The organism is Streptococcus mitis, assembly GCF_047462815.1.
Classification (GTDB): Bacteria; Bacillota; Bacilli; order Lactobacillales; family Streptococcaceae; genus Streptococcus; species Streptococcus mitis_DO.
The window spans coordinates 25,929-52,389 of record NZ_JASHFB010000007.1; the positions used below are offsets into that span (position 1 = coordinate 25,929).

Consider the following 26,461-nt stretch of genomic DNA (forward strand, 5'->3'; position numbering starts at 1 on the left):
TTTAAATGAAAGAGCAGAAACAAGTATTTAATATTGAAGTTCCGATTCCTGCTGATATGGTTCTGATTAGTCGGTCTGAATATTTAGATTTGCTTCAAAAAGAAGAAGTCGGTCAATGGTGGACGATTGAAAAGGTTGAGGAATTGTTGTCAATTAGCAAGACTAAACTGGTAAATGATATTTTATTGAATCCTACAATAAAAAAAGAAGTAGATATTGAACAGAATGATGAAGGTTTTGTTTTATATCCTAAAAGTAAGGGTTCACCATATAGATTTTTAGCTAGAAAGACAAGAGAATATTTTGATAAGAACTATCAAAAAATATCATTGATGTTATAATAGAATGGTGATGATTGCCATTTAGAAAGGAGTTATAGTGGCAAGTTACAGACAACGTGGCAAAAATAAACTTTGGGATTATCGAATCTTTGATAAAAAAGGCAAAGTTATTGCGACAAATTCAGGATTTAAAACGAAGCGTGAAGCTATGAATGAAGCGCAGGAGAAAGAGAGGAAACTATTTCAGTCAAACTATACAGCACGATTTGACAGTAAGGCTACCTTATATGAGTTGTGGCAGGATTGGTATAACTTAGTGATTCTTCCGTCAGAAAAAGCTAAGGCGACGAAGGAAGGATATTATGCAAGAGGTCAGGCTATAGAGAAAATATTTTCTTTTATACCTGCAATGAGTCTTAATCATCAGGAATATCAGTCGAGATTGAATGAATTTGGAGAAAAGGTAACGAAAGATCATTTGCGTAGAATCAATGCAGATATAAGGTCGGCTATAAAATTTAGTCAGCGTAGTGGATTGCAGATAACAGATATTACAGAAGATGTTAAAATATTTGGTTTGGAAGCTGGCAATGTTGATGATAAGTATATTCATAGTATTTCAGAATATAAAGATTTATTGTCACATTTACAGTCGAAGTTTAATTATAGAGAATCTGTGATACCATATCTATTATATTTTTTGTTTAAGACTGGCTTTAGGGTTGGTGAAGGTATGGCATTATGCTGGTCAGATATTGATTTTAACAATAAAACAATTAAAACATATAGACGATTTGTAGGAGATCGGCAAGAGTTTGTACCTCCGAAAACGAAAACTTCTATAAGAGAAATTCCGATTGATGATGATTTATTGTCTGTTTTGGAAGCATTAAGAATTGAGCAAGAGAAAATTTTGTTTGATCGTGAAGAATTGAAGAAATATGATTTAGTATTTTATGATAGAAGGTATAAAATACCTACTAACTCAGGCTTGAATAAAAGTTTAAGAGTATGTTTATCAGAACTTGGATTTGGGAATCAGGAAATGACAGCGACAGCAGGAAGGCATACATACGGTTCATATCTTTTAGCTAAAGGGATTGATATTTGGGTTGTTGCAAGAATACTGGGGCATAAAGATATTCAGCAGATTATAAAAACTTATGGTCACGTATTGCAAGAGGTGATTGATAAGGAGTATGAATTGATTAGACAATTTATGCTTGATAAAGAATAAAAAAGAAAACAAAAACTTTGACCAAAAATTGACCAACATATACAGAAAAGCCTGTAGAATAAGGATTTCAGGTTGTTTTTCTATTCCTGCAGGGGGCAGTAATTATACATCAAAAACCGCTCTGCTGAGCGGTTTTCGTATATTCTTCACTTTTACAGTACCCATGTACGGATGGCATGGGCTACGCCGGATTCATCGTTAGATTTAGTGATGTATTTGGCGATTTTTTTGATTTCTGGATTTCCATTTTCCATGACAACGGGGTTGCCAACGACTTCTAGCATGGCACGGTCATTTTCTTCGTCCCCGATAGCCATGGTTTCATCTTTGGTCAATCCAAGTTTTTCAGCTAGGTGAGTAATAGCTGAACCCTTATCCACATTCTTTTTAAGGAGTTCGAGATAGAAAGGAGCCGATTTGTTGATGGAGTAGCGTTCGTAAAATTCGGCTGGAATTTTTTCAATCGCAGCATCGAGAATTTCTGGTTCATCGATAAACATACATTTGACAATTTCCTTGTCAGCCATTTCTTCAGGGGTGCGGTAGAAGATGGGCATGCTGACGAGCGTTGATTCGTGCACTGTGTATTTTCCGATATTGCGATTGGCAGTGTAGATACCATCCTTAGTAATGGCGTGCATGTGGACACCGAGCTTGCGACTGAGAAATTCCATATCTAGATAATCCTCATAGGTCAAGGATTCGCTGATAATCTCATGGCCAGTAGCAGTTTCTTGGACAAGGGCACCGTTGAAGGTCACGACATAGTCACCTTGGTCTCTCAACTGCAAGTCGTCTAGAAGTTTGGCAACACCTGCGATAGGGCGGCCAGTTGCAATCACGACTTTGACACCAGCTTCTTTGGCATCTTGGATGGCAGAAAAGACTTCAGGAGTGATTTCCTTTTGGCTGTTGACTAGGGTTCCGTCAATATCGACGGCAATTAGTTTAATACTCATAAATTTCCTCTTCTAGTTTTTATTTGGGGTAAAATGATCGTTCTCAATCAAGTGTAAAAATTGCTGGGTAATACTTGCGAAGATGCTGTTTTGATCCAACATTTCTTTCGGAAAGTAGAAACGATTATCTCCGTGGCGACTACCAGCAAGGGATTGGACGATAGGAGACAGGCTAGAGAGTTCGGCCAGTTCTCCATTTTTTTGTAAAATCTCAATCTGTGTCCGTGGGTTTTCAGATTCGGGACGATAGATATCATAAGGGAGGTCAAAGTTCTTATGAATGGCAGTATAGTAGTCGGGATCAAAGCCGATGTCCTCAACCAATTTTCTCATGCTAGCAAGTTTGTCTTGGTCCTCTTGTGAAAAGGTAATGGATTTAAAGACCTTGCGGTTGACAAAGCGTTGCGACAAATCTGCGAGAATCTTGTCAGGACTGGTCATCCAGAGTTGGAAGTAGGTATTCATCACACCATCATCCAGAGCCAGATAGTCAGCTAAGGTCACATTTTTTTCAAAGAATGGCAGGAGATGTGGAGAAGTTCGTGCAAAGAAATCTTTTTTTTCAGGATAGAGTTCCTTTGCGCGTTTGAGGAGATTCTGTAGGAGAACTTCCATGGCGCGTGTTGCTGGGTGGAAATAAACCTGCATGTACATCTGGTAGCGACTGAGGACGTAGTCTTCGATGGCATGCATGCCATTGCGCTGAAAGGCAATACCGTTTTCGATAGGACGAATGACTCGGAGAATGCGAGTCAGGTCAAATTCTCCATAGGAAGCACCTGTAAAATAGGAGTCGCGCAAGAGATAGTCCATGCGGTCTGCATCAATCTGACTAGAAATGAGTTGCACAACCTGCTTGTTAGGGTAGGTATGGTCTATGACACTGGCAACCTTTTCTGGAAAATCTGGCGCCACTTGTAGCAGGACTTGGTGAATCTCTGTCTCAGGACTTTGGATAATTTCCTGAGTAATGGCCTCATGATCTGTATCAAAGAGATGTTCAAAAGTATGGGAGTAAGCACCATGCCCAAGGTCATGTAGGAGAGCAGAGGTCATGGTCAAGAGAGACTCGGCAGGATTCCATTCTTCAGGATATTTTTCTTCAAAAATCTCCGTGATACGTCGTGCAATCTCATAGACTCCTAGACAGTGAGAGAAGCGACTATGTTCTCCACCGTGAAAGGTATAACTGGAAGTTCCCAGTTGTTTGATACGACGCAAACGCTGAAATTCTTTTGTATTAATCAAGTCATAGATGATTTGATTATTGACATGGATGTAGTTGTGAACTGGGTCACGGAATACTTTTTCGTTCATATGACCATTATAGCAAAAAGCTAGAGTTTTTGGTAAAATAGTAGGACAAGAGAGAAGAAAGAGGACCTGATGTGAAGATTCGGATGCGAAATACGATTCAGTTTGATGAGCAGTTGGAAGTGATTGATCAGCTTTATGACGTGGAAGTGCATGAAAAGGGAGATTATAGCTACCTGCTTTTTTATAATGAGGAAAAGGAAAAAGTAGTGATTAAATTCCATGGTCAAGAACTGGTGATGAGCCGTTTTTCCAATCCCAAGACCATTATGCGCTTTCTAAAGGATAGTGATAGTTTAGCCTATATTCCCACACCTATGGGTATGCAGGAGTTTATCATTCAAACGAGCCGTTATGAAGTTGATGGGCAAAATATTCATTTAGATTATCAACTACAAAATCAAGAGGGACATCCCTTTGCCAGCTATCAATTGGAAATTACTTGGGGCTAGGCTCATGTCTTTTTCAAATTTACCTGGCTATCTTCTCGGATTAGCCTGCTAATGTGGTAGATTAGGCTAATTTTTGGTATAATAAAAGTTATGGAAATCGAAAAAACCAATCGTATGAATGCGCTCTTTGAATTTTATGCAGCGCTTTTGACAGACAAGCAAATGAATTATATCGAGCTCTACTACGCTGATGATTACAGCCTTGCTGAGATTGCCGAGGAGTTTGGTGTCAGTCGTCAGGCTGTCTATGACAATATCAAGCGGACAGAAAAGATTCTGGAAGATTATGAGATGAAGTTGCACATGTACTCGGACTACATTGTCCGCAGTCAGATTTTTGATCAGATTTTGGAGCGCTATCCCAAGGATGACTTTCTGCAGGAGCAGATAGAAATTTTAACAAGCATTGATAATAGAGAATAAGAGGAAGAAAAATGGCATTTGAAAGTTTAACAGAACGTTTGCAGAACGTCTTTAAAAATCTACGTAAAAAAGGAAAAATCTCTGAATCTGATGTCCAAGAGGCAACTAAAGAGATTCGCTTGGCCTTACTTGAAGCCGACGTTGCCTTGCCTGTTGTAAAAGACTTTATCAAAAAAGTTCGTGAGCGTGCAGTCGGGCATGAGGTCATTGATACCCTTAATCCTGCGCAACAAATTATTAAAATCGTTGATGAGGAACTGACAACCGTTTTAGGTTCTGATACTGCTGAGATTATCAAGTCACCTAAGATTCCAACCATCATCATGATGGTCGGTTTGCAGGGGGCTGGTAAAACAACCTTTGCTGGTAAATTGGCCAACAAACTCAAGAAAGAAGAAAATGCTCGTCCTTTGATGATTGCGGCGGATATTTATCGTCCTGCTGCCATTGATCAGCTGAAGACACTGGGACAACAGATTGATGTTCCTGTCTTTGCACTTGGGACAGAGGTTCCAGCTGTTGAAATTGTACGTCAAGGTTTGGAACAAGCCCAAGCTAATCATAATGACTATGTCTTGATTGATACGGCAGGTCGTTTGCAGATTGATGAGCTTTTGATGAATGAGCTTCGTGACGTGAAAGCACTAGCTCAACCAAATGAAATTCTGCTCGTCGTTGATGCCATGATTGGTCAGGAAGCGGCTAATGTTGCGCGTGAGTTTAATGCTCAGTTGGAAGTGACTGGGGTTATCCTTACCAAGATTGATGGGGATACTCGTGGTGGTGCGGCCCTATCTGTTCGTAACATTACTGGTAAACCAATCAAGTTCACTGGTACAGGTGAAAAGATTACGGATATTGAGACCTTCCACCCAGACCGTATGTCGAGCCGTATTCTTGGTATGGGGGATATGCTCACTTTGATTGAGAAAGCTTCTCAGGAATACGATGAGCAAAAAGCCCTTGAAATGGCTGAGAAGATGCGTGAAAACACCTTTGATTTCAATGATTTCATTGATCAGTTGGATCAGGTGCAAAACATGGGGCCGATGGAAGACTTGCTCAAGATGATTCCAGGTATGGCCAACAATCCAGCCCTTCAAAACATGAAGGTGGATGAGCGCCAGATTGCTCGTAAACGTGCCATTGTGTCTTCCATGACACCTGAAGAACGTGAAAATCCAGACTTGTTAAATCCAAGCCGTCGCCGTCGTATCGCTGCTGGTTCTGGAAATACCTTTGTCGAAGTCAATAAATTTATCAAGGACTTTAACCAGGCTAAACAGCTCATGCAGGGTGTCATGTCTGGAGATATGAACAAGATGATGAAGCAAATGGGAATCAATCCAAACAACCTTCCTAAAAATATGCCAAATATGGGAGGAATGGATATGTCTGCCCTTGAAGGAATGATGGGACAAGGTGGGATGCCTGACCTGTCGGCTCTCGGAGGAGCAGGAATGCCAGATATGAGCCAGATGTTTGGTGGCGGACTCAAAGGTAAAATCGGTGAATTTGCTATGAAACAGTCCATGAAACGCATGGCTAACAAAATGAAGAAAGCAAAGAAGAAACGTAAGTAAGACAAGGGAAGGCCGCAGGGCTTTCCTTTTTTAGAAAGAAGAGTAAAGGTCTATTTTGAATCTACAAAGAATGATATAATAGTTGAAACAGTCTAATCGGGAGGAATTATGGAAATAGATAATCGATCAATTCGTCTTGGAGATGAATTAAAGAAAGAATTGAAATCGGAAAGTCGAGTCAAGATTGCAGCGGCAACCTTTTCTATGTTTGCTTATCAGCAGTTGAAAGAGGAATTGGAGAATATAGAAGAGTTAAAATTTATTTTTACAAATCCGACTTTTATAACAGATGAAACCAAAACAGATTTCCGTGAATATACGATACCCAAAAAAGAACGGGAACAATCGATTTTTGGTGGCAAGTATGAACTGAAATTGATGAATGAGTTGACTCAAAAAGCGATTGCTCGTGAATGTGCTGATTGGATCCGAAGAAAAGCGCAATTTAAGTCTATTAATATTGAAACAGATGAAATGCCAAATGGTATTCGAATTGAAAATTCGGATGATGTAGTGGCAGTAGATCGTTTGAAAAACTTTGATCGCAAAGAATTAGGATATGAAGCTTCTCTATTTAAAACGAGTAGAAACCTCTATCATGCACCACTTAGTTTAAATTATTTAGATGAATTTGATAATCTCTGGGAAGAAGATGATTATTTTCGTGATGTTACAGAAGAGTTTTTGGAGAATTTAAACCTAGCTCATAAAGAACATTCTCCTGAGTTTATTTACTATGTGATGCTATACAATTTATTTAGTGAATTTTTAGAAGATGTCAATGAAGATTTTTTACCCAATGAAGGGGTTGGCTATAAAGAAAGTAAGATTTGGGGGCTGTTATATGATTTCCAAAAGGATGCAGTAAAATCGATCATTTCTAAATTAGAAAAATTTAATGGATGTATTCTAGCGGATTCGGTTGGTCTTGGTAAGACTTATACAGCTTTAGCGGTCATGACTTATTATGCTTATCGAGGCAAACGTATTTTAGTACTTTGCCCTAAAAAGTTAGAAAATAACTGGAATATGTATCGTCATGATTATGTAAATAATCCAATTTATGATAGACATTTGCTTTATGACGTGCTTTATCATACAGATCTTAGTAGAGATAAAGGACACTCTAATGGAATTGATCTGTCCTTAAATAACTGGCATACTTATGATTTGGTCGTCATTGATGAGTCCCATAATTTTAGAAACGGAGGATCTAGTGAAAATGACTTATCTGAGGAGAGAGAAAATCGATATAGTCGTTTAATGAATCGAATCATAAAGTCTGGTGTTCCTACAAAGGTACTCATGCTATCAGCTACACCTGTTAATAATCGCTTTAATGATTTGAAAAATCAAATTGCTCTAGCCTATGAAGGAGATACGGATCAAATTGATAGTAAATTAGAAACAAAATCATCTATAAATGATATTTTCAGAAACGCTCAATCTGCTTATAATAAGTGGGCTGACCTACCTGCAGAAGAGAGAACAACAGATAAACTGTTATCTACATTAGATTTTGATTTCTTTAAAGTACTAGATAGTGTAACGATAGCCAGAAGTAGAAAACATATTCGGGAATTTTATGATAGAGAAGCGATTGGAGAATTTCCACAGCGCTTAAAACCACTTAATTTTGAACCTGATTTAACGGTTTCAAATCTTGGAATTACCTATAAAAAATTATATCACTTACTTGATAAACTTCAGTTGACTATCTATCAACCTTCGATACATATTTACCCATCCAAGAGAGATAAATATGATAAAAGTAAAGAAGGGATAATGGGGAATTTAACTCAGTTTGGTCGTGAGTCTGGTATCAAAAAACTGATGATGATCAATCTGCTAAAACGTTTAGAAAGTTCTGTTGCAGCTTTTCGATATACTTTAATAGATGTTGTTAAAGATTATGTAGAAAAGACGTTACAGGCTATCGAGGAATATGAATTGACAGGCTTGGATCATTTATCTGTTGACCCTCATCTTAATGAAGATGATTTTGATTTGGAAGATAGTAATCTCGAGTTCTCTATTGGTAAGAAAAATCGTATTGCTCTACAAGATATGGATTATCGTAGTTGGAAGGTCGAGTTAGAACAAGATTTTGCAGTATTGACAGAGTTAGAAAATCTAATTAGTAAAATAACACCACAAGAAGATCAAAAACTTCAGACTCTTTTTACCTTGATAGATGAGAAACTAACAAATCCAATCAATGCTGGCAATAAAAAGTTGATCATTTTCTCCGCATTTGCGACAACAACCAACTACCTTTATAAACATATTAGTCAGTATGTCTTGGATAAGTATGGTCTCTACACTGCTCAGATTTCAGGTACAAAAGGTTTTGCAACAACTTTGGAAACTAAAAATAAAGACCTCAATTCTTTATTAACTTATTTTTCTCCTAAATCAAAATCTCGTGATGTCCTGTTTCCTGGTGATGAGAGTGAGATTGATCTTTTAATTGCAACAGATGTGATTTCCGAAGGTCAAAACTTGCAAGATGCAGATATGATGGTCAATTACGATATCCACTGGAATCCTGTCCGTATTGTTCAACGATTTGGTCGTGTGGATCGAATTGGTAGTCAAAATAAATACATTCAATTGGTTAACTTTTGGCCAAATCTTGAGTTAGATGAGTATATCGATCTTAAGTCTAGGGTTGAATCGAGGATGAAAATTTCGGTCTTGACTTCAACAGCAGATGATAATGTTTTATCTAGTGAAGAAATAGAGGATAATAATTATCGAAGAAAGCAATTAGAACGTCTTAGAGATGAAGTGGTTGATCTAGAGGAGATGAATGATGGTATTTCCATTATGGATTTAGGATTAGAAGATTATCGCATAGACCTTCTTAAGTATTTGGAAGAACATCCTGAGTTAGAAAAAGTTCCGAGAGGTTTGCAAGCTATTTTACCTGCTTCCAATAAAGAATCAGAAGGTGTCATTTTCGTCCTAAAAAATAAAGATCAGATAAAAGGAAAAAATAATCAAAATCAGCTTCATCCATATTATATCCTCTACATCAATAGAGATGGAGAATTGCTTTTATCCCCTTCCGAAAGCAAGAAAATATTGGAACACCTTAGTAGCATTTGTCGGGGTCAAAGTAAACCATTAAGTCAAGTAGTAGACAAGTTTAATCGTCAAACAAAAAACGGTAAAGAAATGGTTGTTTATTCGGAATTGCTTCAAGAGGCAATCGATCAACTAATGGAACATGATCAGATTTCAACGATGGATGCCCTATTTAACTTTGGATCTGTTGACTTGATGAATACTAGCATTGAGGGAATGGATGATTTTGAGTTAATTTGTTTCTTTATATTGATGAAAGGGGATTCTGATGATTAAATTTCCATCCTATACAGCCTTATCAAAACCTCACCTTCTATATAGACCTCATAAGAAGGGAAATAGTGATTTTTTTGATAATCTTAATGTATCTGTGAAAGAAAAGAAAGATTTAAGAGAGCAGATTAGAGCAATTCAAATTACTCATCAGATTGATACAAGTACCACTAATATTCCTGCTGGAAAAAAAGTGAAGCAAATCATGGTTTTAGAAATAGAACTTGAACAAATGGATGTTTCCTTAACTTTATTAGAACAGCTAGATATAAGATTAGGGATTTACACAGCCTTTGTATTAAAATATCCACAAGGTAGAGAAGAACTTCTTATTCATTATAAAGAACCATTAAGTCAAGAAAAGGATGGCAAGCACTTTAAGATTGTCCGTCGCTTTCAGACGAATGATGATGTAAGCATTGACTTTGAGGGAAATGATTTAGATGATGTTTATGAGAGTCTTGTAAAAGAAACTGGTAAGAAAGAATTACAAGTTTTAGAAACAAGTAATCTTAGAAACTCTATTGAACTCAGTGACCAATTAGATAAATTAGAAAAAAGGGCACAACAGTTAAAGAAAAAGATGTATTCTGAAAAATCAATGAGAAAACAAATGGAAATAAAAAGAGACTATCAGGCTAGATTGAAAGAAATAGAAGCTTTAAAGAAGCAAAATTGACTGTAAGTTTAGCACAAGAAAATCAGAAATTGAGATTAGAGAACTCTTTTGATTTCAACCCCTATTTTTGATAAAATGAAGCTGTAATTTATTAAAAATGAAGCATTACAAAAATAGGATAATCCAACTTAATTTTTTATAAAATTAAAATTATAAAAGCTTGACAAAGCTAAGAAAGGATACTACCATGAGCACAGCACAGCACAGCACAGCACAGCACAGCACAGCACAGCACAGCACAGCACAGCACAGCACAGCACAGCACAGCACAGCACACAGGTGAAAACTCTGGACTTGAGAAATTAAATCTCACTTCAAAAGATGTTTTTACAGATAATATTTCAAAAATTGGTCAACTTTTTCCTGAAGTTCTGACGGAAAAGAGGGATGAATACGGCAGATTACGTCCTGCGATTGACTTTGAGAAGCTTAAACAGTTTTTATCAGAGGAAATTGTGGATGGTCGAGAATCCTATGAGTTTACTTGGGTTGGAAAGCGTGAAGCTATCGCAGAAGCTGGGCGACCAACTACCAAAACCCTAAGACCAGATCTTGATGAAAGTGTTGACTTTGAAAATAGTGAAAATGTCTTTATTACTGGAGATAATTTAGAAGTCTTAAAAATCTTACAAGAATCCTATCTAGGAAAAATCGATATGATTTATATCGATCCACCCTATAATACAGGAAAAGACTTTGTATACTCTGATAAGTTCCAAAAAACAGACGAAGAGTTGAAGGAAGAGATGGAACTTTTGGATGAAGAAGGACGCCAGATAGTTGGTCTTACAAAAAATGAAAAGACTTCCGCCCGTTATCACTCAGACTGGCTCAATATGATGTATCCACGCCTCCGTCTAGCGCGTAATCTTCTCAAAGATTCAGGTGTTATCTTTATCTCTATTGATGATAATGAACAAGCGAATCTGAAGACTATCTGTGATGAGGTTTTTGGGGAGGAGAACAATGTTGGGAATATTGCATGGAGAAGATTTAACTCTCAAGCTAATGTAGGAATATTTTCAACAGTTAAAGATACAATTCTAATTTATTCTAAAAATTATAATAGTTTAAATTTTGGTAGGATACCATTGACTGATACTGCTAAAAAAGAATATCAGTATAAAGATGAGAAAGGTAAATATGCCCGTAGACCTTGTATTGATAGTGTTCGTGGTAGATATTCTTATAAAGTCCAATTGGAAAATGGAAATGTTTTAACTGAAAATTGGATGATATCAGAAGATGAATTTAGAAAGTTAGACTCTGAGGGATTAATACATTGGCCACAAAACGGTGGAAATCCAATGAGGAAGATATATTTAAGTGATTCTATAAGAAAAGGACAGATATCATCTGATTTTTGGGGTTCTGAATTTGGAAATAATAAAAATGCTACAGAAGAAATAAAAAAATTATTTAATGGTCAGAGGGTGTTTGATTTTCCTAAACCCACAAAGCTTCTTGGAAATTTGATTAGTCTGGGTTCTCCAGAATCTGGGATGATTCTAGACTTCTTCGGTGGTTCTGCTACGACGGCAGATGCAGTCATGCAACTGAATGCTGAAGATGGTGGAAATCGTAAGTTTATCCTGTGTACGTTGGATGAGGAAGTAGCAGATAAGTCTGCTGCTAAAGAAGCAGGATATGAAACCATTGACCAAATTTCACGTGAGCGGATTCGTCGTGCTGCTGCCAAGATTCAGGAGGAGCATCCTGAATTGATTGGCAAACAAGACTTTGGCTTCAAAGCCTATAAGTTAGATTCTTCAAATTTCAAGGATGTTTCAGCTCGACCGGATCAATTTATTCAAGGAGAACTCTTTGATAGTGTATCTAATATCAAGGAAGGACGTACTGGCCTTGACTTGCTTTTCCAAGTTATGCTGACATGGGGGATGGAACTATCACTAGCTATTGATTTGGATAAAGTAACAGGAGCGGAAGTCTATGACGTAGATCAAGGATCACTCATGGCTTGTTTTGAAGATGAAATCTCTGAAGAAGTTATCCGTCACATCGCTCAAGCACAACCACTCCGTGCAGTTTTTCGTGATAGCTCATTTGCCAATTCAGCAGATAAGATTAACGTAAGTGAAATCTTTAAAAAATTATCACCTCATACCAAAGTGAAGGTGGTGTAGAGTATGAGTGAATACAATGTAAAACATTTAGAGATGATACAAGCTATTATTGAACGGATGGGTAATAATTCTTTTATCATTAAAGGATGGTCGTTTACTTCCATAGGAGCCTTGTTCGCATTTTGGTTTAGTAATACCAGTATGTGGTATATACTTCTTTTAAATTTTTGTGTGACTATCTTATTCTGGTTTCATGATGCATATTATTTGTCATTAGAACGACAATTTAGACGTTTATACGATGAGGTAAGATTAAGTGATATAGAAACAGATTTTAGAATGACTCCAAAACAAGAAGAAGGGGATTTTCTGATAGCACTATTTCGTCCCATTTTAAAGTATACCTATGGTTTAATAGTTATTGCTACATTGACACTTTTAATTGTTTTTAGATAAGTGGGGAAAGTATGAAGAGACAAGTATTTTTTAGCTTTCACTATAGTAATGATAACTGGCGAGCATCACAAGTTAGAAATATGGGGAGAGTATCAGGCGAGTCTACTTTTTCAGATAATGAATGGGAAGAAGTAAAATTAAAATCTGATGCAATGATAGAATCATGGATAGGTAATCAAATGGCAAAGCGTTCATGTGTGGTTGTTTTGATTGGTGAGAACACCGCTGGACGTAAATGGATTAACTATGAGATTAAAAAAGCAATTGAGTTGGATAAAGGAATCGTAGGCATATATATTCATAATTTAAAGGATAGATTTGGAAATCAAAATAATCAAGGAAGAAATCCATTTGACGATTTTAAATTATCACGAACCGGCAGATCGTTATCCAGTTATATCCGTTGTTATAAATCTCCATTCACTACTTCAAAGTATGTTTATGAAGATATTCAAAGTAACATGGAGGAATTGATAGAGTATGCTATTTCTCATAGACCATCAACATGGTAGCCAATGTTATTAGTAATAGACTAAATAGTAGATATCAAAGGTATATAATATTGAAATTTTGTGACATTTGTAAGCAGTTAACAAAGTGTTGATTATATATAATTACTCTAAAAAGATAAGAATTTAAGAAAATAAATTATGAAACTACAATTTAAAAAACAACAATTCCAGTTGGATGCGGTGAGTGCTATTGCAGATTTATTTCAAGGGCAAGCTAAACATACTGGAGTTCAGTATATGGCGGATCCAGGTCATCTCAAGTCAGATGAGGTAGATTTGGTTTTAGATGCTTATCGCAATGCACCGATTCAATTGAGTCAAGCAAGTATACGAGAAAATGTCCATACTATGCAAACTCGCTATGGTTTGCGTCCTTCTGATAGTCTTTCTATTGATATGATTGCTGGGAGAGAAGCTTATAATTTCTCAATAGAAATGGAGACGGGAACAGGGAAAACCTACACGTATATCCGTACAATTATGGAGTTGAATAAACGTTATGGCTGGCTTAAGTTCGTCATTGTCGTTCCAAGTGTAGCCATTCGGGAAGGGGTTCTCAAGTCTCTACAAATTATGTCAAGTCACTTTCAGATGGAGTATGGGAAGCAGCCACGCTATTTTGTCTACGATTCTTCACGTTTAGGCGATTTGGATAGTTTTGCTAATTCGTCAGACCTTCAAATCATGGTCATCAACTCTCAAGCCTTTAATGCAAAAGGAAAAGATGCTCGACGGATTCATTCTGAGCAGGAAAGTTTCCGTTGGCGTCGTCCGATTGATGTATTGGCAGCTATGAATCCGATTATGATTATTGATGAGCCTCAGTCTGTTGAAGGGAAACAAACCAAGGAAAGACTAAAAGATTTCAAGCCATTGTTTACGCTACGTTATTCGGCTACCCATAAAGAAAAGCATGATATGGTTTATAGATTGGATGCCATGGATGCTTACAATCAAAAATTAGTGAAGAAGATCGCGGTTAAGGCTATTGAGCAAACTGGGACGACCGGGACACAAGGCTATCTATATCTACAAGAAATCATTCCACAAAAAACAGGAGCACCCAAAGCAAAAATTGAGTTTGAAGTAAAAATGCAGTCAGGTGTCAAAAGGAAATTGAAGGTGGTAGAAGAACCCTTTGATTTGTATGCTGAATCTGGGAATTTATCTGCTTATAAAGGAATGACCCTTAGTCACTTTGATGCAAGAGAGAACAAACTTCAAGTTGGTGTGACTCAGGAACTTCATGTCGGTGAAGTGATTGGGGAAGTGGATGAGTCGAGCATCAGAAGAATTCAAATCCGAGAGACTATAAAAAGTCATATCGAAAAGGAAAGTAAACTTTATAACCGAAGAATTAAAGTATTATCCCTATTTTTCATCGATGAAGTGGCTAAGTATAAGCAATATGATGAACATAATGATGCCTATAATGGTGAATACGCTCAGATTTTTGAAGAAGAATACCGAAATCAAGTAAACCAGTTTATCCGAACACAGGAACCAACTCCTTATCGTAGGTATTTGGAGGCTAATCTTGAAGGAAATTCAGTTCATGCTGGTTACTTTTCGGTAGATAAAGTGAAGAAGTCAGATAAGACCATTTTCGTAGATTATAAATCTGCCAGTGAAAAGAAAAGTAATCTTTCAAATGATACCGATGCCTATGACTTGATTATGAAGGACAAGGAGCGTTTATTGAGCTTTGAAGAGCCAGTTCGTTTCCTCTTTTCTCATTCAGCTCTAAAAGAGGGGTGGGATAACCCAAATGTCTTTCAAATCTGTACGCTGAAGCAATCTTCAGCCGAAACCCGTAAACGTCAAGAAATTGGCCGTGGTATGCGTTTGGCAGTTGACCAAAATGGAATTCGTCAGGATTTTGAACTCTTAGGAAATGATGTACATGAAATCAATAAACTGACAGTAATTGCAAATGAAAGTTATGATCAATTTGCTCGAAGTCTACAAGAAGAAATCAAAGAACTCTTAGCAGATCGTCCTGCAAAAGTGGATGTTAGTCTCTTTACAAATAAAGTTCTAACAAATCAAGAAGGACAAACAATACGAATTACCAAGGAACAAGCAGATTCGATTCACTTTGATTTAATTCGACAAGGCTATATAGATCGTGAAGGACAATTGACTACAGAATATTTTACTGCAAAAGAAAATCATCAGTTACAACTGTCTGAAACACTAGCAGGTTATGAGGATAAGCTGGTAGAGATATTGGAGAGCGTTTATCATGCTGGACAGTATGAAATTGAAAATGCCAATCATTCAGTCATTCAATTCTCAAATGAGGTCAATCAAGAAAATATTGCCCGAAAAGAATTCTTAAATCTCTGGAAGCAAATCAATCGTAAGACGAGTTACCAAGTAGAGTTTGATGATGCGGAATTGGTAAAACATTCGGTTGACTATATCAATGAGAAATTAGTCGTTAGCAAACCAAGCTTTCATATAACTCAAGCAAGCGCTACTGAGATGAGCAAGGAAGAAGGTCTCCATCTGACAGTAGCTGAGAATGATCGTCAGCAAGAATATCTAACCGGTTCGCAGATTATGACCAAATATGATTTACTAGGGGAGATTGCTGATCAGACTGGTTTAACACGTAAGCTGGTTGCGGAAATATTAAGTAAAATCTACGTCTATCAATTTGACAAGTTTAAACAAAATCCAGAAGAGTTTATTCTTAAGGTTTCAAAGCTCATTAATGAACAAAAAGCAAGTCAAATTATCAAGCATATTCAGTATAATGTGTTAAATGAAGAGTATGATATGGACTTGTTTTATGACAATCCTGAAACTGCTAACAGATCAGATGATCACTTACTTGAATCCCAAAAAGGAATTTACAATTTTGTAAAAGTTGATTCAAATACGGAGAAGACCTTTAAAGAATCTTTGGAACAATACGAGGATGTTCGTGTTTATGTGAAGTTACCAGGGAAGTTCAGTATTGCTACTCCGCTTGGGAACTATAACCCTGACTGGGCAATCGCCTTCCGTGAAGGAAGTGTCAAGCATATCTATTTTGTTGCAGAAACAAAAGGCTCTATGTCTAGTCTTCAATTAAAACAAGCTGAGCAAGCAAAAATTGCCTGTGCGCGTGCTCACTTTAAAGCATTAGCACAAGCTGGATTGATTAATGACCAGCACATCTATGATGTGGTTTCTAGCTATGAGGAATTATTAAATATTGTAAGATAGGAAGGAAAAAGAGATGGAATTTGTTGTATATCGTAAGGGAAGAGAAGTAGCTATTTTTCAACGTAGGAGTGATGCAGAGAGATATGTGCGCTCTAAAACTGGATTTTTCGGTGAACCAGATGCTTATTATCAAATTGAACAAAGAGGTTGTTATTTGACAGAAGCAGCGGTAACTTACAAGGGGTTGGCAGATGACTGCGATGAATTGATGACTTTGAGAAAATTCAGGGATTCTTATCTAGCCTTGCAAGATGGTGGTCAGGAGGAAATTGAATCCTACTATAAGATGGCTCCTCAGATTGTTGCCAAGTTAGAGGAACATCTAAATCGTGAGGAAATACTAGAGTCTATCTGGGCAGAACTTGTATTGCCTTGTGTTTCCTTGATTAAAGCAGGAGAGGATCAAGCTTGCCATCAATTATATAAAACATATACACTAGAACTATCTCAAAAAGTGGTTCAATAAAACGATTAGAATATACAAAAAGAGTTCGGCTCCTCGCTAACTTGTATAGTACAGAGGAGCCCGAATTCTATTTAGATTCCCAATACCAAAACAAACGTATCAAGCTAATCACAAACTCAACTTATATTGAAGATTTTGATTGGTATGATGACGAGACAAAAGAAGCCAATTTCACTAGATGGCTTGATAAAATGATGGGAGTGTAAGGGGGTATTATTACCTCTTGGGATTTAAGAGAACACAATTTGTTTAAATTTATAGGGATTTTGGCTATATTGTTTTGCCTATTTATTATTATAGGGTCAAGATTTGTGACTGTAGGTATAAATAGCAAGGAAGAGAATAAAATAGTACAAACAGAAAGCCCAACAAGTCAAGAAAGCAAGTTGCGTACTGATTTACATGATGGTACTATTTTAGGTAAGTTCTGGAACAGCAAAGGTTACTTTGTGGTAGTATATGACGAGGACACAAAAGCCCCTATAATCTTCCCTGTTGATGTTAAGGAGTGGGAGACTATGAGAGTAGGGGAAACATATTAAAACGCTGTAGAAATCATACACTCACTTTTAAATATCAAAAAATGAGCACTTCCGTAATTGGAAATGCTCGTTTTTTGATGTATTTAGACTCTTATACTCAATGAAAATCAAAGAGCAAACTAGGAAGCTAGCTGTAGGTTGCTCAAAGCACTGCCTTGAGGTTGTAGATAAGACTGACGAAGTCAGCTCAAAACACTGTTTTGAGGTTGCAGATAGAACTGACGAAGTCAGTAACATATATCTACGGCAAGGCGACGTTGACGTGGTTTGAAGAGATTTTCGAAGAGTATTAGTCTTTATTTTCGTATGGCAAAATCAAGTTCAAGATGATTCCTGTCATGGCTGATAGAGCAGTACCTGAAAGGGTAACTGGACCAAGTTTAAGGATAGCTCCTCCAAGTCCAAGGACCAACATAACACTTGCGATGATTAGGTTACGCATCTGGCTAAAGTCAACACGTTCTTTGATCAAGACTTTCAAACCGTTGCTGGCTATAACTCCATAGAGAAGGATTGACATACCACCAAGAACAGTTGACAAAGAGCCGAAAAAGGAACCAAAATGGTTCCTAAAACTATTATTAGTTACTTGCGCCAGATGTAGCGTCTGCGCCACCACCGTGACCTCCAGCATCACCTGCATCAGAAGCTCCAGATGTGGCATCTGCGCCACCGTGTCCTCCAGCAGGAGCTGCAGCATTTCCACCGACTAGACGTTGACCAGTCGTATTGAGGTACCAGTCAAGCCATGGTTGGAAATTAAAGATGATTTCATTGATTCCAGCATATGAACCATCTGGGTAATACATTGCTTGGTAATTGTGGGTATTAATAACGCCTTCTGGTGTTCCTGGCACAATTGTACGGACGTATTCTTGGTCCCCATTACGCAATACGCCGACAACCCATTCAACATTTTTCATTCTAGAGTCTGGCAATGAACCGTGTACAGTTCCTAAACGGTTTCCTGATTGAGCACGTACACGTTTACCAAACATTGTATCTGGGTCTTGGTGTGCGTTATTAAAGTACAAGAATTGGTTGTTATCATCTGCAAATGTCAACTCAAATGGCATTGCTTTCAAGAACATGTCAATTTGGTTAACTGTCAAGATACCATGGTCTAATTTAACGTAAGTATCTCCAGAAACAGCTCCAACAAGTTCAGCTGCTTTTTCTACCCATTCAGGATCGTCTGGATCAACACCTTGAATGGTAGTTGCAATTGAATTTGTACAATATAAATCTTCTGGTGCAATTGGTTTTGGTTTTTTCAATTTTGAAACGACTCCCACGTATTTTACAAAGTTGTCCAAGCATGTTTCAAGGAAATTAATAGTTCCTTCATTTGTGATATTGCCCTCTGCGTCAAATGCTTCTTTGGCTTTACCAAGAAGGAATTCGTTACCTGGAAGCGTATAGGCATTAACACCTGGAGCATCAAGAATCTTACGAAGGTGAACTTGGGCACGAGAAGTACCTTGGTCGTAGTAAGAAGCTCCCACAATCATGACTGGTTTGTTTTCAAATGGATGAACTTCGTATGAAAGCCATTCAAGAACAGATTTAAGAGAAGCTGAGATTGTGTGGTTGTGCTCAGGAGTAGCGATAATGACACCATCAGCACGTGTAATTCTGTTATACAAGAGACGCAATTGGAAACTTTCATCCCATTTTTCGTCTTGGTTAAACATTGGAACTTCATCAATTTCGAGGACTTCTAATTCAAATTTGAGTTTGAAGTGACGACGGATGAATTCCAAGAGTTTACGGTTATATGATTGATCGTAGTTTGATCCTACAAGTCCAACAAATTTCATTCTTTTTGGTCTCCTATCTTACAAATTTTCCCAGTCAAAGTCTTCAGCATCTTTGCGAAGTAGGGCTTGTGCGTTGCGCAATTTTTCTGTGATTTTTACAAAGATACGGAAGTCGTCAAAAGTGGCATCCAGTTTTTTAATAACATCAAGATCTACTAGATCTCCACTTGGATTAAAGGCTTGAAGAGAATGTGAAAGCAAGAATTCATCTGGAAGGACACTTGCTTTGATTTCTGGTGCGTTTAAGATTTGGCGAAGTTGTAATTGGGCGCGTGATGAACCAAGTGTACCGTAAGAAGCACCTGTAATCATGATTGGTTTGTTCAAGAGTGGGTAAATACCATAAGACAACCAAGCAAGAGCGCTCATCAAAACAGCTGGGATAGAGTGGTCGTACTCAGGAGTACCGATAATAACGCCATCTGCCTCTTCGATTTTAGCAGCGATTTCCAGAATTTCAGCAGGTACTTGCTTGTCAGCTGGCTTGTTAAAGACAGGGATATCCTTGATTTCAACAAGTTCAATTTCAGCTTTGTCAGCAAAGTGTTTTTGCATGTATTGAAGCAATTGACGGTTTGTAGAACGTTTTGAGTTTGTTCCAACAATAGCAATAAGTTTTAACATGAGATTTCCTTTCTCTTTTTACATAATACAATTTTAAAACTCCATTGAAACAGTTGTTTCTATAGAGTAGGAATTCCTGAAGAACAACTTAGGTGACCTTCCTTATCAATCAGAATCGCTTCGATTCCCTCCAAACTTTCGACTTGCCAAAGGATAGAAGCAGGTCTTTCTCCAAAGAGTCGAGTTGTCCAGATTTCACCATCAACTGACTTATCAGAGATGATTGTGAGACTAGCGAGTTCTGTTTCAACAGGATATCCTGTCTGACTGTCAAAAATATGATGGTAATCTTTTCCATCGACTGTCAGGTGACGTTCATAAATGCCTGAAGTCACGACAGATTGATTGATAACGGGGATGGTCATTAAGTGATTACCCCGAGGATTGGTTGGATCTTGAATCCCGATTTGCCAAGGTTGATTCCCTCTTGCCTGATTTTTTCCAATGGTCAGGATATTCCCTCCCAGATTAATCAAGGCAGAAGTCACACCCTCTTTCCTAAGAAATTGGGCAACCTTATCTGCACTATAACCCTTGGCTAAACAACCAAGATCGATTTTCATTCCTTTCTGTTTTAAAAACACAGTAGAAGTAGAAGAATCTAACTCGATATAATGAGGATTGATTAGAGGTAGCACCGATTCAATTTCTTGAGGTTGGGCGACCTTGGCATCTGAAAAACCGATACGCCAGGTTTGGATTAAGGGACCAATACTGATGTTGAGATGGCTAGAGGGCGCTAGGCTATGCTTTAAACCAAGTGAAATTAGTTCAAACAGGTCTGGATGAACCTTGACGGGGGCTATTCCAGCTTGATGATTGATTTCCATCAACTCAGATTCCTGACTATTGGCATTGAAGCGGTATTCGAGCTCTCTGAGTAAATCAAAGGATTTTTGGAGCAAGCTATCGGCTCGCTCATCCACTAATGAAATAGTGATAGTGGTTCCCATTAGGCGTTCAGAATGTGAACTAAGAGGCAAGCTACCAACTCCTTTCTCTTATGAAAAGAAGGTTGAAATATAGTAAATTTATGAAAAATGAACCCCTTACATTTTCTTTCCATGATACTAGCATACCATAAAGTCAGCGTTTTCACAAATAAAATTTGTAAAGATGTCAAGAAATATGCTCAAGAAATGAAGAAAAATTGCAAGAATCCGTGTTAAGATACAGATTATTTACAATTTTTTACAAAAAAATAGGAAAAATCAGCCAAACTCTTGTAAACGCTAACAGTAAATGTTATACTAGTAGGGTAAATTTAGAATGAAGGTAGGAAATTTTTTATGAGTAAGATCGTTGTAGTCGGTGCTAACCACGCTGGTACAGCATGTATTAATACTATGTTGGATAATTTTGGAAATGAGAACGAAATCGTTGTATTTGACCAAAACTCTAACATCTCTTTCCTAGGATGTGGAATGGCTCTTTGGATTGGTGAACAAATTGACGGTGCTGAAGGCTTGTTCTATTCTGATAAAGAAAAATTGGAAGCTAAAGGTGCTAAGGTATACATGAATTCACCAGTTCTTTCAATCGACTATGATAACAAAGTAGTTACAGCAGAAGTTGAAGGGAAAGAGCACAAAGAATCATACGAAAAATTGATTTTCGCTACAGGTTCTACACCAATCTTGCCACCAATCGAAGGTGTTGAAATTGTTAAAGGGAACCGCGAATTTAAAGCAACTCTTGAAAATGTACAATTCGTTAAATTGTACCAAAACGCTGAAGAAGTGATTCACAAATTGTCTGATAAGAGTCAACACCTTGACCGTATCGCCGTTGTTGGTGGTGGTTATATCGGTGTTGAACTTGCTGAAGCCTTTGAACGTCTTGGAAAAGAAGTTGTCCTTGTCGATATCGTTGATACTGTTTTGAACGGTTACTATGACAAAGACTTCACACAAATGATGGCGAAGAACTTGGAAGACCACAACATCCGCTTGGCGCTTGGTCAAACTGTTAAAGCAATCGAGGGTGACGGTAAAGTTGAACGCTTGATTACTGATAAAGAAACTTTCGACGTGGATATGGTTGTTCTTGCAGTTGGTTTCCGTCCAAACACAGCCCTTGCTGATGGAAAAATTGAACTCTTCCGTAACGGTGCCTTCCTTGTAGACAAGAAACAAGAAACATCTATCCCAGGCGTTTACGCAGTAGGTGACTGTGCGACTGTTTATGACAACGCTCGTAAAGACACTAGCTACATCGCTCTTGCTTCAAATGCTGTTCGTACTGGTATCGTTGGTGCATATAACGCTTGTGGACATGAATTGGAAGGAATCGGTGTTCAAGGTTCAAATGGTATCTCAATCTACGGTCTTCACATGGTTTCAACTGGTTTGACACTTGAAAAAGCAAAAGCTGCTGGTTACAATGCAACTGAAACAGGCTTTAACGATCTTCAAAAACCAGAATTCATGAAACATGACAACCATGAAGTAGCAATTAAGATTGTCTTTGACAAAGATAGCCGTGAAATTCTTGGTGCACAAATGGTTTCACACGATTCTGCAATCAGTATGGGAATCCACATGTTCTCACTTGCTATCCAAGAGCATGTAACAATTGATAAATTGGCATTGACAGACCTATTCTTCTTGCCACACTTCAACAAACCTTACAACTACATCACAATGGCTGCACTTACAGCTGAAAAATAAAATTTGATGAACTATCTGGCCTTAAGTTAAGGTCAGATAGTTTTTTAGTCAATCTGTACCCATACAATTATGATTTTTTTATCTTGTGATTCCTCCAAATCTGACTTAAAATGAAATAGTAGCTACCAATACAAATAATGAGGATAAAGAAATGACTGAAAATCGTTATGAATTAAATAAAAACTTGGCGCAGATGCTTAAAGGCGGGGTTATCATGGACGTTCAAAATCCTGAACAGGCCCGTATTGCAGAGGCTGCTGGTGCGGCAGCTGTGATGGCCTTGGAGCGGATTCCAGCTGATATTCGTGCAGCTGGTGGTGTTTCTCGTATGAGTGATCCAAAGATGATCAAGGAAATCCAAGAAGCGGTTAGCATCCCAGTGATGGCCAAGGTCAGAATCGGGCATTTTGTTGAAGCTCAGATTTTAGAGGCTATTGAAATTGACTATATCGACGAGAGTGAAGTTCTATCTCCAGCTGACGATCGTTTCCATGTGGACAAGAAAGAATTTCAAGTACCTTTTGTCTGTGGAGCTAAGGACTTGGGTGAAGCCTTGCGTCGTATCGCTGAAGGTGCTTCTATGATTCGTACAAAAGGAGAACCAGGGACAGGAGACATTGTTCAAGCTGTTCGTCATATGCGTATGATGAATCAGGAAATTCGCCGTATTCAAAACTTACGTGAGGACGAACTTTATGTTGCTGCTAAGGACTTGCAAGTCCCTGTAGAATTGGTTCAATATGTCCATGAACATGGGAAATTGCCAGTTGTAAACTTCGCAGCTGGAGGCGTTGCAACGCCAGCAGATGCTGCGTTGATGATGCAATTAGGGGCAGAGGGTGTCTTTGTCGGTTCAGGTATTTTTAAGTCAGGCGATCCTGTTAAACGAGCGAGTGCCATTGTTAAGGCTGTGACTAACTTCCGTAATCCTCAAATCCTAGCTCAAATCTCTGAAGATCTAGGAGAAGCCATGGTTGGTATCAATGAAAATGAGATCCAAATCCTCATGGCTGAGCGAGGAAAATAGATGAAAATTGGAATATTGGCCTTGCAAGGTGCCTTTGCAGAACATGCAAAAGTACTAGATCAATTAGGTGTCGAGAGTGTTGAAATCAGAAATCTAGATGATTTTCAGCAAGATCAGAGTGACTTGTCGGGTTTGATATTACCTGGAGGTGAGTCTACAACCATGGGCAAGCTCTTACGAGACCAGGATATGTTGCTTCCCATCCGAGAAGCCATTCTATCTGGTTTACCAGTGTTTGGGACCTGTGCGGGTTTAATTTTGCTGGCTAAGGAAATCATTTCTCAGAAAGAAAGTCATCTTGGAACTATGGATATGGTGGTCGAGCGCAATGCCTATGGGCGCCAATTAGGAAGTTTCTATACGGAAGCAGAATGTAAGGGAGTTGGTAAGATTCCAATGACTTTTATTCGCGGTCCTATTATCAGTAGTGTTGGAGAGGATGTAGAAATTCTAGCAACAGTGAATAATCAAATCGTTGCAGCCCAAGAAAAAAATATGTTGGTAACTTCTTTTCATCCTGAATTGACTGATGATGTAAGCTTGCACCAGTACTTTCTCAATATGTGTAAAGAAAAGATAGTGGAATAAAAAGTGATAAATCAAGTTTTGATTCGCTCTTTCCAAAGAATCATTTTTTAAGTCATCTGACAGTATTCTGTGATGTTAGATTTATTTATGATAAATTAGAAAAGAATGATCGTTGGAATAAAGCTTATATACTGAATGTAGTGTTCAAGTGTCTTTTATTGAAAGCACTTAAAAAACGATGTATAAGATTGAGCAAAAAAATCACTTCGAAAATAGCAAAAAACGAGTATCCCCACAGATGGAGATACTCGTTATATTATGTATGAAGCTATGAGTCTGTCTTGCTCCATAAGATGCTCGTCGAAGTTTATACCAAAAAAACTCCAAACGCGACACAATAAAGGAGATTAAGACAATTTTAAAGCTTTTTTGAGATGTGGGTAATGAGTTAAAATCAATGGCGTTTAAACAGGGTGAAAAGGGTCAGTACATTTTACAACGTTTTTTATTTTATTCTTTGGTATTCTTTTGCAAAAAAAGAATACAACATTTTGTTGTATCCTAAATATTAAATCAAGTCCTGAATTTTCTTAAGTTTTTATCATATTTTCTGTTATAATTAAGGTGCCTTAAGAAAAATAATGAAAAAACTAAATGTTTTTCATATAGTTTTCATTTTTTGTGTTATAATTAAGGTACCTTAAGAAAAATATTAATGTGCCTTAAGAAAAATATTAAGGTGTCTTAAGAAAAATAATGAAAAAACTAAATGTTTTTCATATAGTTTTCATTGTTTTAATAGTTTAAAGTCAATCTTATTTTTCTCTAATAGAAAATAATGAAAAAGTAGGTTTAGAAAGAGGTAAGTATCTATGTCTTCTCATAAAAAAGTGTCACTCTCTGAGATTAATCAATCTATCGATACTCCAAATAACAATCATTTCTGGCAAAATTTAAAGGCCTTTTTAGGTCCGGGTGCTCTTGTCGCAGTTGGTTATATGGATCCAGGAAACTGGATTACCAGTGTAGTCGGTGGTGCTTCCTATAAGTATAGTCTCTTGTTTGTTATCTTGATTTCATCTCTCATTGCCATGCAACTTCAGCAGATGGCAGGAAAGCTTGGTATTGTAACCCAGATGGACCTGGCTCAAGCAACGGCTCATCATTCACCTAAATGGCTTCGTTATAGTCTATGGGTGATTTTAGAATTAGCCTTGATGGCGACAGATCTGGCAGAAGTTCTAGGTTCAGCGATTGCTCTCAATCTTCTCTTTAAGATTCCGATTATGATAGCAATTCTCTTGACCGTGTTGGATGTTTTTCTCTTATTGCTTCTGATGAAATTTGGCTTTAAGAAGATTGAAGCTATTGTGACAACACTGATTTTAACCATTCTAGCAATTTTTACCTATCTGGTAGCTTTGTCACATCCAAGCTTCCAAGGAATCGTTGAGGGTTATCTACCGAATGCAACCTTATTTGAAAGTCCCTTGCCAGGGCATGAAAGTCAATTAACCTTGGCACTAGGGATCGTGGGAGCAACTGTTATGCCTCATAACCTCTATTTGCATTCATCCTTGTCACAGACTCGTAAAATCAATCACAAGGACAAAAATGATGTTCGAAAAGCCGTACGCTTTATGACCTGGGATTCTAATCTCGAGTTATCCTTGGCCTTTGTCGTTAACTCCCTTCTTTTGATCTTAGGAGCGGCTCTCTTTTTCGGCCATGCATCCGAGATTTCTGCCTTCTCTCAAATGTATAATGCCTTGCAGGATTCTACTATTGCAGGAGCTATAGCTAGCTCGACCTTATCAACCTTGTTTGCCTTGGCTTTATTAGCCAGTGGTCAGAATTCGACAATTACGGGTACCTTGACTGGACAAATCGTTATGGAAGGTTTCTTGCATATGAGATTGCCTCAATGGTTCATTCGTTTGGCGACTCGCCTCTTTGCCTTGCTACCTGTCATGATAGTTGCAGTTCTGTTTGGTCATCAGGAAAAAACCTTGGATCAGTTATTGGTCTATTCACAGGTCTTTCTTTCAATCGCTCTTCCGTTTTCAATCTTCCCTTTGATTTATTTAACTTCTAAGAAATCACTGATGGGCGAATTTACCAATGCTAAATGGAATACCATCCTTGGTTATATTGTTTCCATTATCTTAACAATTCTCAATGTGAAATTGTTATTTGATATTTTCTAAGAAATTCACCCGAGTTATA

The 26,461-nt window shown here is 37.7% G+C and carries 23 protein-coding genes; 17 read left to right on the plus strand and 6 right to left on the minus strand.

Translation table 11 applies throughout. The annotated features are described in order from the left end of the window. Positions 1–5 precede the first annotated feature (5 nt). Positions 6–341: a DUF771 domain-containing protein gene (locus tag QM865_RS04840; RefSeq protein WP_125410961.1), complete on the plus strand. Its 336-nt coding sequence runs from the start codon at positions 6–8 to the stop codon at positions 339–341. Positions 342–378: 37 nt separating this feature from the next. Then, entirely contained in the window at positions 379–1,518 is a 1,140-nt protein-coding gene (locus tag QM865_RS04845) for a site-specific integrase (RefSeq protein WP_414306148.1), read from the plus strand. 152 nt (positions 1,519–1,670) lie between these two features. Here QM865_RS04845 and yidA read toward each other — a convergent pair whose 3' ends face one another. Both yidA and QM865_RS04855 read right to left on the minus strand, forming a co-directional pair. After that, complete coding sequence (gene yidA, locus QM865_RS04850; protein WP_173278523.1) at positions 1,671–2,477, minus strand: sugar-phosphatase; 807 nt, start codon at positions 2,475–2,477, stop codon at positions 1,671–1,673. Positions 2,478–2,489: 12 nt separating this feature from the next. Beyond that, positions 2,490–3,794: an HD domain-containing protein gene (locus QM865_RS04855; protein WP_414306149.1), complete on the minus strand. Its 1,305-nt coding sequence runs from the start codon at positions 3,792–3,794 to the stop codon at positions 2,490–2,492. A 71-nt stretch (positions 3,795–3,865) separates the two neighbouring features. Here QM865_RS04855 and QM865_RS04860 point away from each other — a divergent pair, with 71 nt between their 5' ends. From QM865_RS04860 to QM865_RS04910, 11 genes are all read left to right on the plus strand, one after another. Then, positions 3,866–4,243, plus strand: coding sequence for a DUF1934 domain-containing protein (locus QM865_RS04860; RefSeq protein WP_261071482.1), 378 nt, complete (start codon positions 3,866–3,868; stop codon positions 4,241–4,243). A gap of 90 nt (positions 4,244–4,333) precedes the next feature. Next, the gene (locus QM865_RS04865) at positions 4,334–4,666 is read left to right on the plus strand and encodes a putative DNA-binding protein (protein ID WP_000402066.1); all 333 of its coding nucleotides are present in this window, start codon (positions 4,334–4,336) and stop codon (positions 4,664–4,666) included. A gap of 11 nt (positions 4,667–4,677) precedes the next feature. Beyond that, the gene (gene ffh / locus QM865_RS04870; protein WP_414306150.1) at positions 4,678–6,249 is read left to right on the plus strand and encodes a signal recognition particle protein; all 1,572 of its coding nucleotides are present in this window, start codon (positions 4,678–4,680) and stop codon (positions 6,247–6,249) included. A 108-nt stretch (positions 6,250–6,357) separates the two neighbouring features. Beyond that, positions 6,358–9,615: a helicase-related protein gene (locus QM865_RS04875; RefSeq protein WP_414306151.1), complete on the plus strand. Its 3,258-nt coding sequence runs from the start codon at positions 6,358–6,360 to the stop codon at positions 9,613–9,615. Further along, on the plus strand, positions 9,608–10,291 hold the full coding sequence (locus tag QM865_RS04880) for a DUF4391 domain-containing protein (RefSeq protein WP_414306152.1): 684 nt from the start codon (positions 9,608–9,610) through the stop codon (positions 10,289–10,291). Before QM865_RS04875 ends, QM865_RS04880 begins: the two co-directional genes overlap by 8 nt. 455 nt (positions 10,292–10,746) lie before the next feature. Further along, positions 10,747–12,435: a site-specific DNA-methyltransferase gene (locus QM865_RS04885; protein ID WP_414306153.1), complete on the plus strand. Its 1,689-nt coding sequence runs from the start codon at positions 10,747–10,749 to the stop codon at positions 12,433–12,435. A gap of 3 nt (positions 12,436–12,438) precedes the next feature. After that, positions 12,439–12,831 (plus strand): hypothetical protein, encoded by a 393-nt coding sequence (locus tag QM865_RS04890; RefSeq protein WP_084865441.1) that lies wholly within the window; start codon positions 12,439–12,441, stop codon positions 12,829–12,831. Positions 12,832–12,842: 11 nt separating this feature from the next. Beyond that, positions 12,843–13,343: a TIR domain-containing protein gene (locus QM865_RS04895; protein WP_414306154.1), complete on the plus strand. Its 501-nt coding sequence runs from the start codon at positions 12,843–12,845 to the stop codon at positions 13,341–13,343. A 138-nt stretch (positions 13,344–13,481) separates the two neighbouring features. After that, complete coding sequence (locus tag QM865_RS04900) at positions 13,482–16,559, plus strand: type III restriction-modification system endonuclease (protein WP_414306155.1); 3,078 nt, start codon at positions 13,482–13,484, stop codon at positions 16,557–16,559. A 13-nt stretch (positions 16,560–16,572) separates the two neighbouring features. Beyond that, positions 16,573–17,025 carry a CFI-box-CTERM domain-containing protein gene (locus QM865_RS04905; RefSeq protein WP_261062807.1) on the plus strand — a complete coding sequence of 151 codons (453 nt, stop codon included), beginning with the start codon at positions 16,573–16,575 and terminating at the stop codon, positions 17,023–17,025. 245 nt (positions 17,026–17,270) lie between these two features. Continuing rightward, positions 17,271–17,567 carry a hypothetical protein gene (locus QM865_RS04910; protein WP_261062806.1) on the plus strand — a complete coding sequence of 99 codons (297 nt, stop codon included), beginning with the start codon at positions 17,271–17,273 and terminating at the stop codon, positions 17,565–17,567. A 289-nt stretch (positions 17,568–17,856) separates the two neighbouring features. Here the strand turns inward: QM865_RS04910 and QM865_RS04915 are convergent, their stop codons facing one another. From QM865_RS04915 to QM865_RS04930, 4 genes are read right to left on the minus strand one after another with little or no spacing between them, the layout of a single operon-like run. Continuing rightward, complete coding sequence (locus QM865_RS04915; RefSeq protein ID WP_414306156.1) at positions 17,857–18,267, minus strand: solute carrier family 23 protein; 411 nt, start codon at positions 18,265–18,267, stop codon at positions 17,857–17,859. Further along, complete coding sequence (locus QM865_RS04920) at positions 18,149–19,387, minus strand: NAD(P)H-dependent oxidoreductase (RefSeq protein WP_203176263.1); 1,239 nt, start codon at positions 19,385–19,387, stop codon at positions 18,149–18,151. Before QM865_RS04920 ends, QM865_RS04915 begins: the two co-directional genes overlap by 119 nt. Before the next feature lie 18 nt (positions 19,388–19,405). Beyond that, positions 19,406–20,011, minus strand: a complete 606-nt coding sequence (locus QM865_RS04925; protein WP_000915939.1) for an NADPH-dependent FMN reductase — start codon at positions 20,009–20,011, stop codon at positions 19,406–19,408. 59 nt (positions 20,012–20,070) lie between these two features. Continuing rightward, the gene (locus tag QM865_RS04930; RefSeq protein WP_203176261.1) at positions 20,071–20,994 is read right to left on the minus strand and encodes an FAD:protein FMN transferase; all 924 of its coding nucleotides are present in this window, start codon (positions 20,992–20,994) and stop codon (positions 20,071–20,073) included. A gap of 306 nt (positions 20,995–21,300) precedes the next feature. Here QM865_RS04930 and nox point away from each other — a divergent pair, with 306 nt between their 5' ends. The 4 genes from nox (at position 21,301) to QM865_RS04950 (ending at position 26,442) form a co-directional block, all read left to right on the plus strand. Further along, positions 21,301–22,680 carry a H2O-forming NADH oxidase gene (nox, locus tag QM865_RS04935; protein ID WP_203176259.1) on the plus strand — a complete coding sequence of 460 codons (1,380 nt, stop codon included), beginning with the start codon at positions 21,301–21,303 and terminating at the stop codon, positions 22,678–22,680. 151 nt (positions 22,681–22,831) lie between these two features. Continuing rightward, positions 22,832–23,707: a pyridoxal 5'-phosphate synthase lyase subunit PdxS gene (gene pdxS / locus QM865_RS04940; protein WP_000138517.1), complete on the plus strand. Its 876-nt coding sequence runs from the start codon at positions 22,832–22,834 to the stop codon at positions 23,705–23,707. Beyond that, positions 23,708–24,295, plus strand: a complete 588-nt coding sequence (gene pdxT, locus QM865_RS04945) for a pyridoxal 5'-phosphate synthase glutaminase subunit PdxT (RefSeq protein WP_000689937.1) — start codon at positions 23,708–23,710, stop codon at positions 24,293–24,295. 812 nt (positions 24,296–25,107) lie between these two features. Further along, a complete protein-coding gene (locus tag QM865_RS04950) occupies positions 25,108–26,442 on the plus strand; it encodes an Nramp family divalent metal transporter (protein WP_000094595.1) in 1,335 nt (444 codons plus the stop codon). Positions 26,443–26,461: the final 19 nt, after the last annotated feature.

Excerpts from the sequence above, each read along its gene's own strand:
- QM865_RS04875 (WP_414306151.1), top strand. The coding sequence starts at position 6,358 with ATGGAAATAGATAATCGATCAATTCGTCTTGGAGATGAATTAAAGAAA.
- nox (WP_203176259.1), top strand. The coding sequence starts at position 21,301 with ATGAGTAAGATCGTTGTAGTCGGTGCTAACCACGCTGGTACAGCATGT.
- pdxS (WP_000138517.1), top strand. The coding sequence starts at position 22,832 with ATGACTGAAAATCGTTATGAATTAAATAAAAACTTGGCGCAGATGCTT.
- QM865_RS04950 (WP_000094595.1), top strand. The coding sequence starts at position 25,108 with ATGTCTTCTCATAAAAAAGTGTCACTCTCTGAGATTAATCAATCTATC.
- QM865_RS04890 (WP_084865441.1), top strand. The coding sequence starts at position 12,439 with ATGAGTGAATACAATGTAAAACATTTAGAGATGATACAAGCTATTATT.
- pdxT (WP_000689937.1), top strand. The coding sequence starts at position 23,708 with ATGAAAATTGGAATATTGGCCTTGCAAGGTGCCTTTGCAGAACATGCA.
- QM865_RS04895 (WP_414306154.1), top strand. The coding sequence starts at position 12,843 with ATGAAGAGACAAGTATTTTTTAGCTTTCACTATAGTAATGATAACTGG.
- QM865_RS04900 (WP_414306155.1), top strand. The coding sequence starts at position 13,482 with ATGAAACTACAATTTAAAAAACAACAATTCCAGTTGGATGCGGTGAGT.
- yidA (WP_173278523.1), bottom strand. The coding sequence starts at position 2,477 with ATGAGTATTAAACTAATTGCCGTCGATATTGACGGAACCCTAGTCAAC.
- ffh (WP_414306150.1), top strand. The coding sequence starts at position 4,678 with ATGGCATTTGAAAGTTTAACAGAACGTTTGCAGAACGTCTTTAAAAAT.
- QM865_RS04880 (WP_414306152.1), top strand. The coding sequence starts at position 9,608 with ATGATTAAATTTCCATCCTATACAGCCTTATCAAAACCTCACCTTCTA.
- QM865_RS04840 (WP_125410961.1), top strand. The coding sequence starts at position 6 with ATGAAAGAGCAGAAACAAGTATTTAATATTGAAGTTCCGATTCCTGCT.
- QM865_RS04920 (WP_203176263.1), bottom strand. The coding sequence starts at position 19,387 with ATGAAATTTGTTGGACTTGTAGGATCAAACTACGATCAATCATATAAC.
- QM865_RS04905 (WP_261062807.1), top strand. The coding sequence starts at position 16,573 with ATGGAATTTGTTGTATATCGTAAGGGAAGAGAAGTAGCTATTTTTCAA.
- QM865_RS04915 (WP_414306156.1), bottom strand. The coding sequence starts at position 18,267 with ATGCTGCAGCTCCTGCTGGAGGACACGGTGGCGCAGATGCCACATCTG.
- QM865_RS04865 (WP_000402066.1), top strand. The coding sequence starts at position 4,334 with ATGGAAATCGAAAAAACCAATCGTATGAATGCGCTCTTTGAATTTTAT.
- QM865_RS04925 (WP_000915939.1), bottom strand. The coding sequence starts at position 20,011 with ATGTTAAAACTTATTGCTATTGTTGGAACAAACTCAAAACGTTCTACA.
- QM865_RS04855 (WP_414306149.1), bottom strand. The coding sequence starts at position 3,794 with ATGAACGAAAAAGTATTCCGTGACCCAGTTCACAACTACATCCATGTC.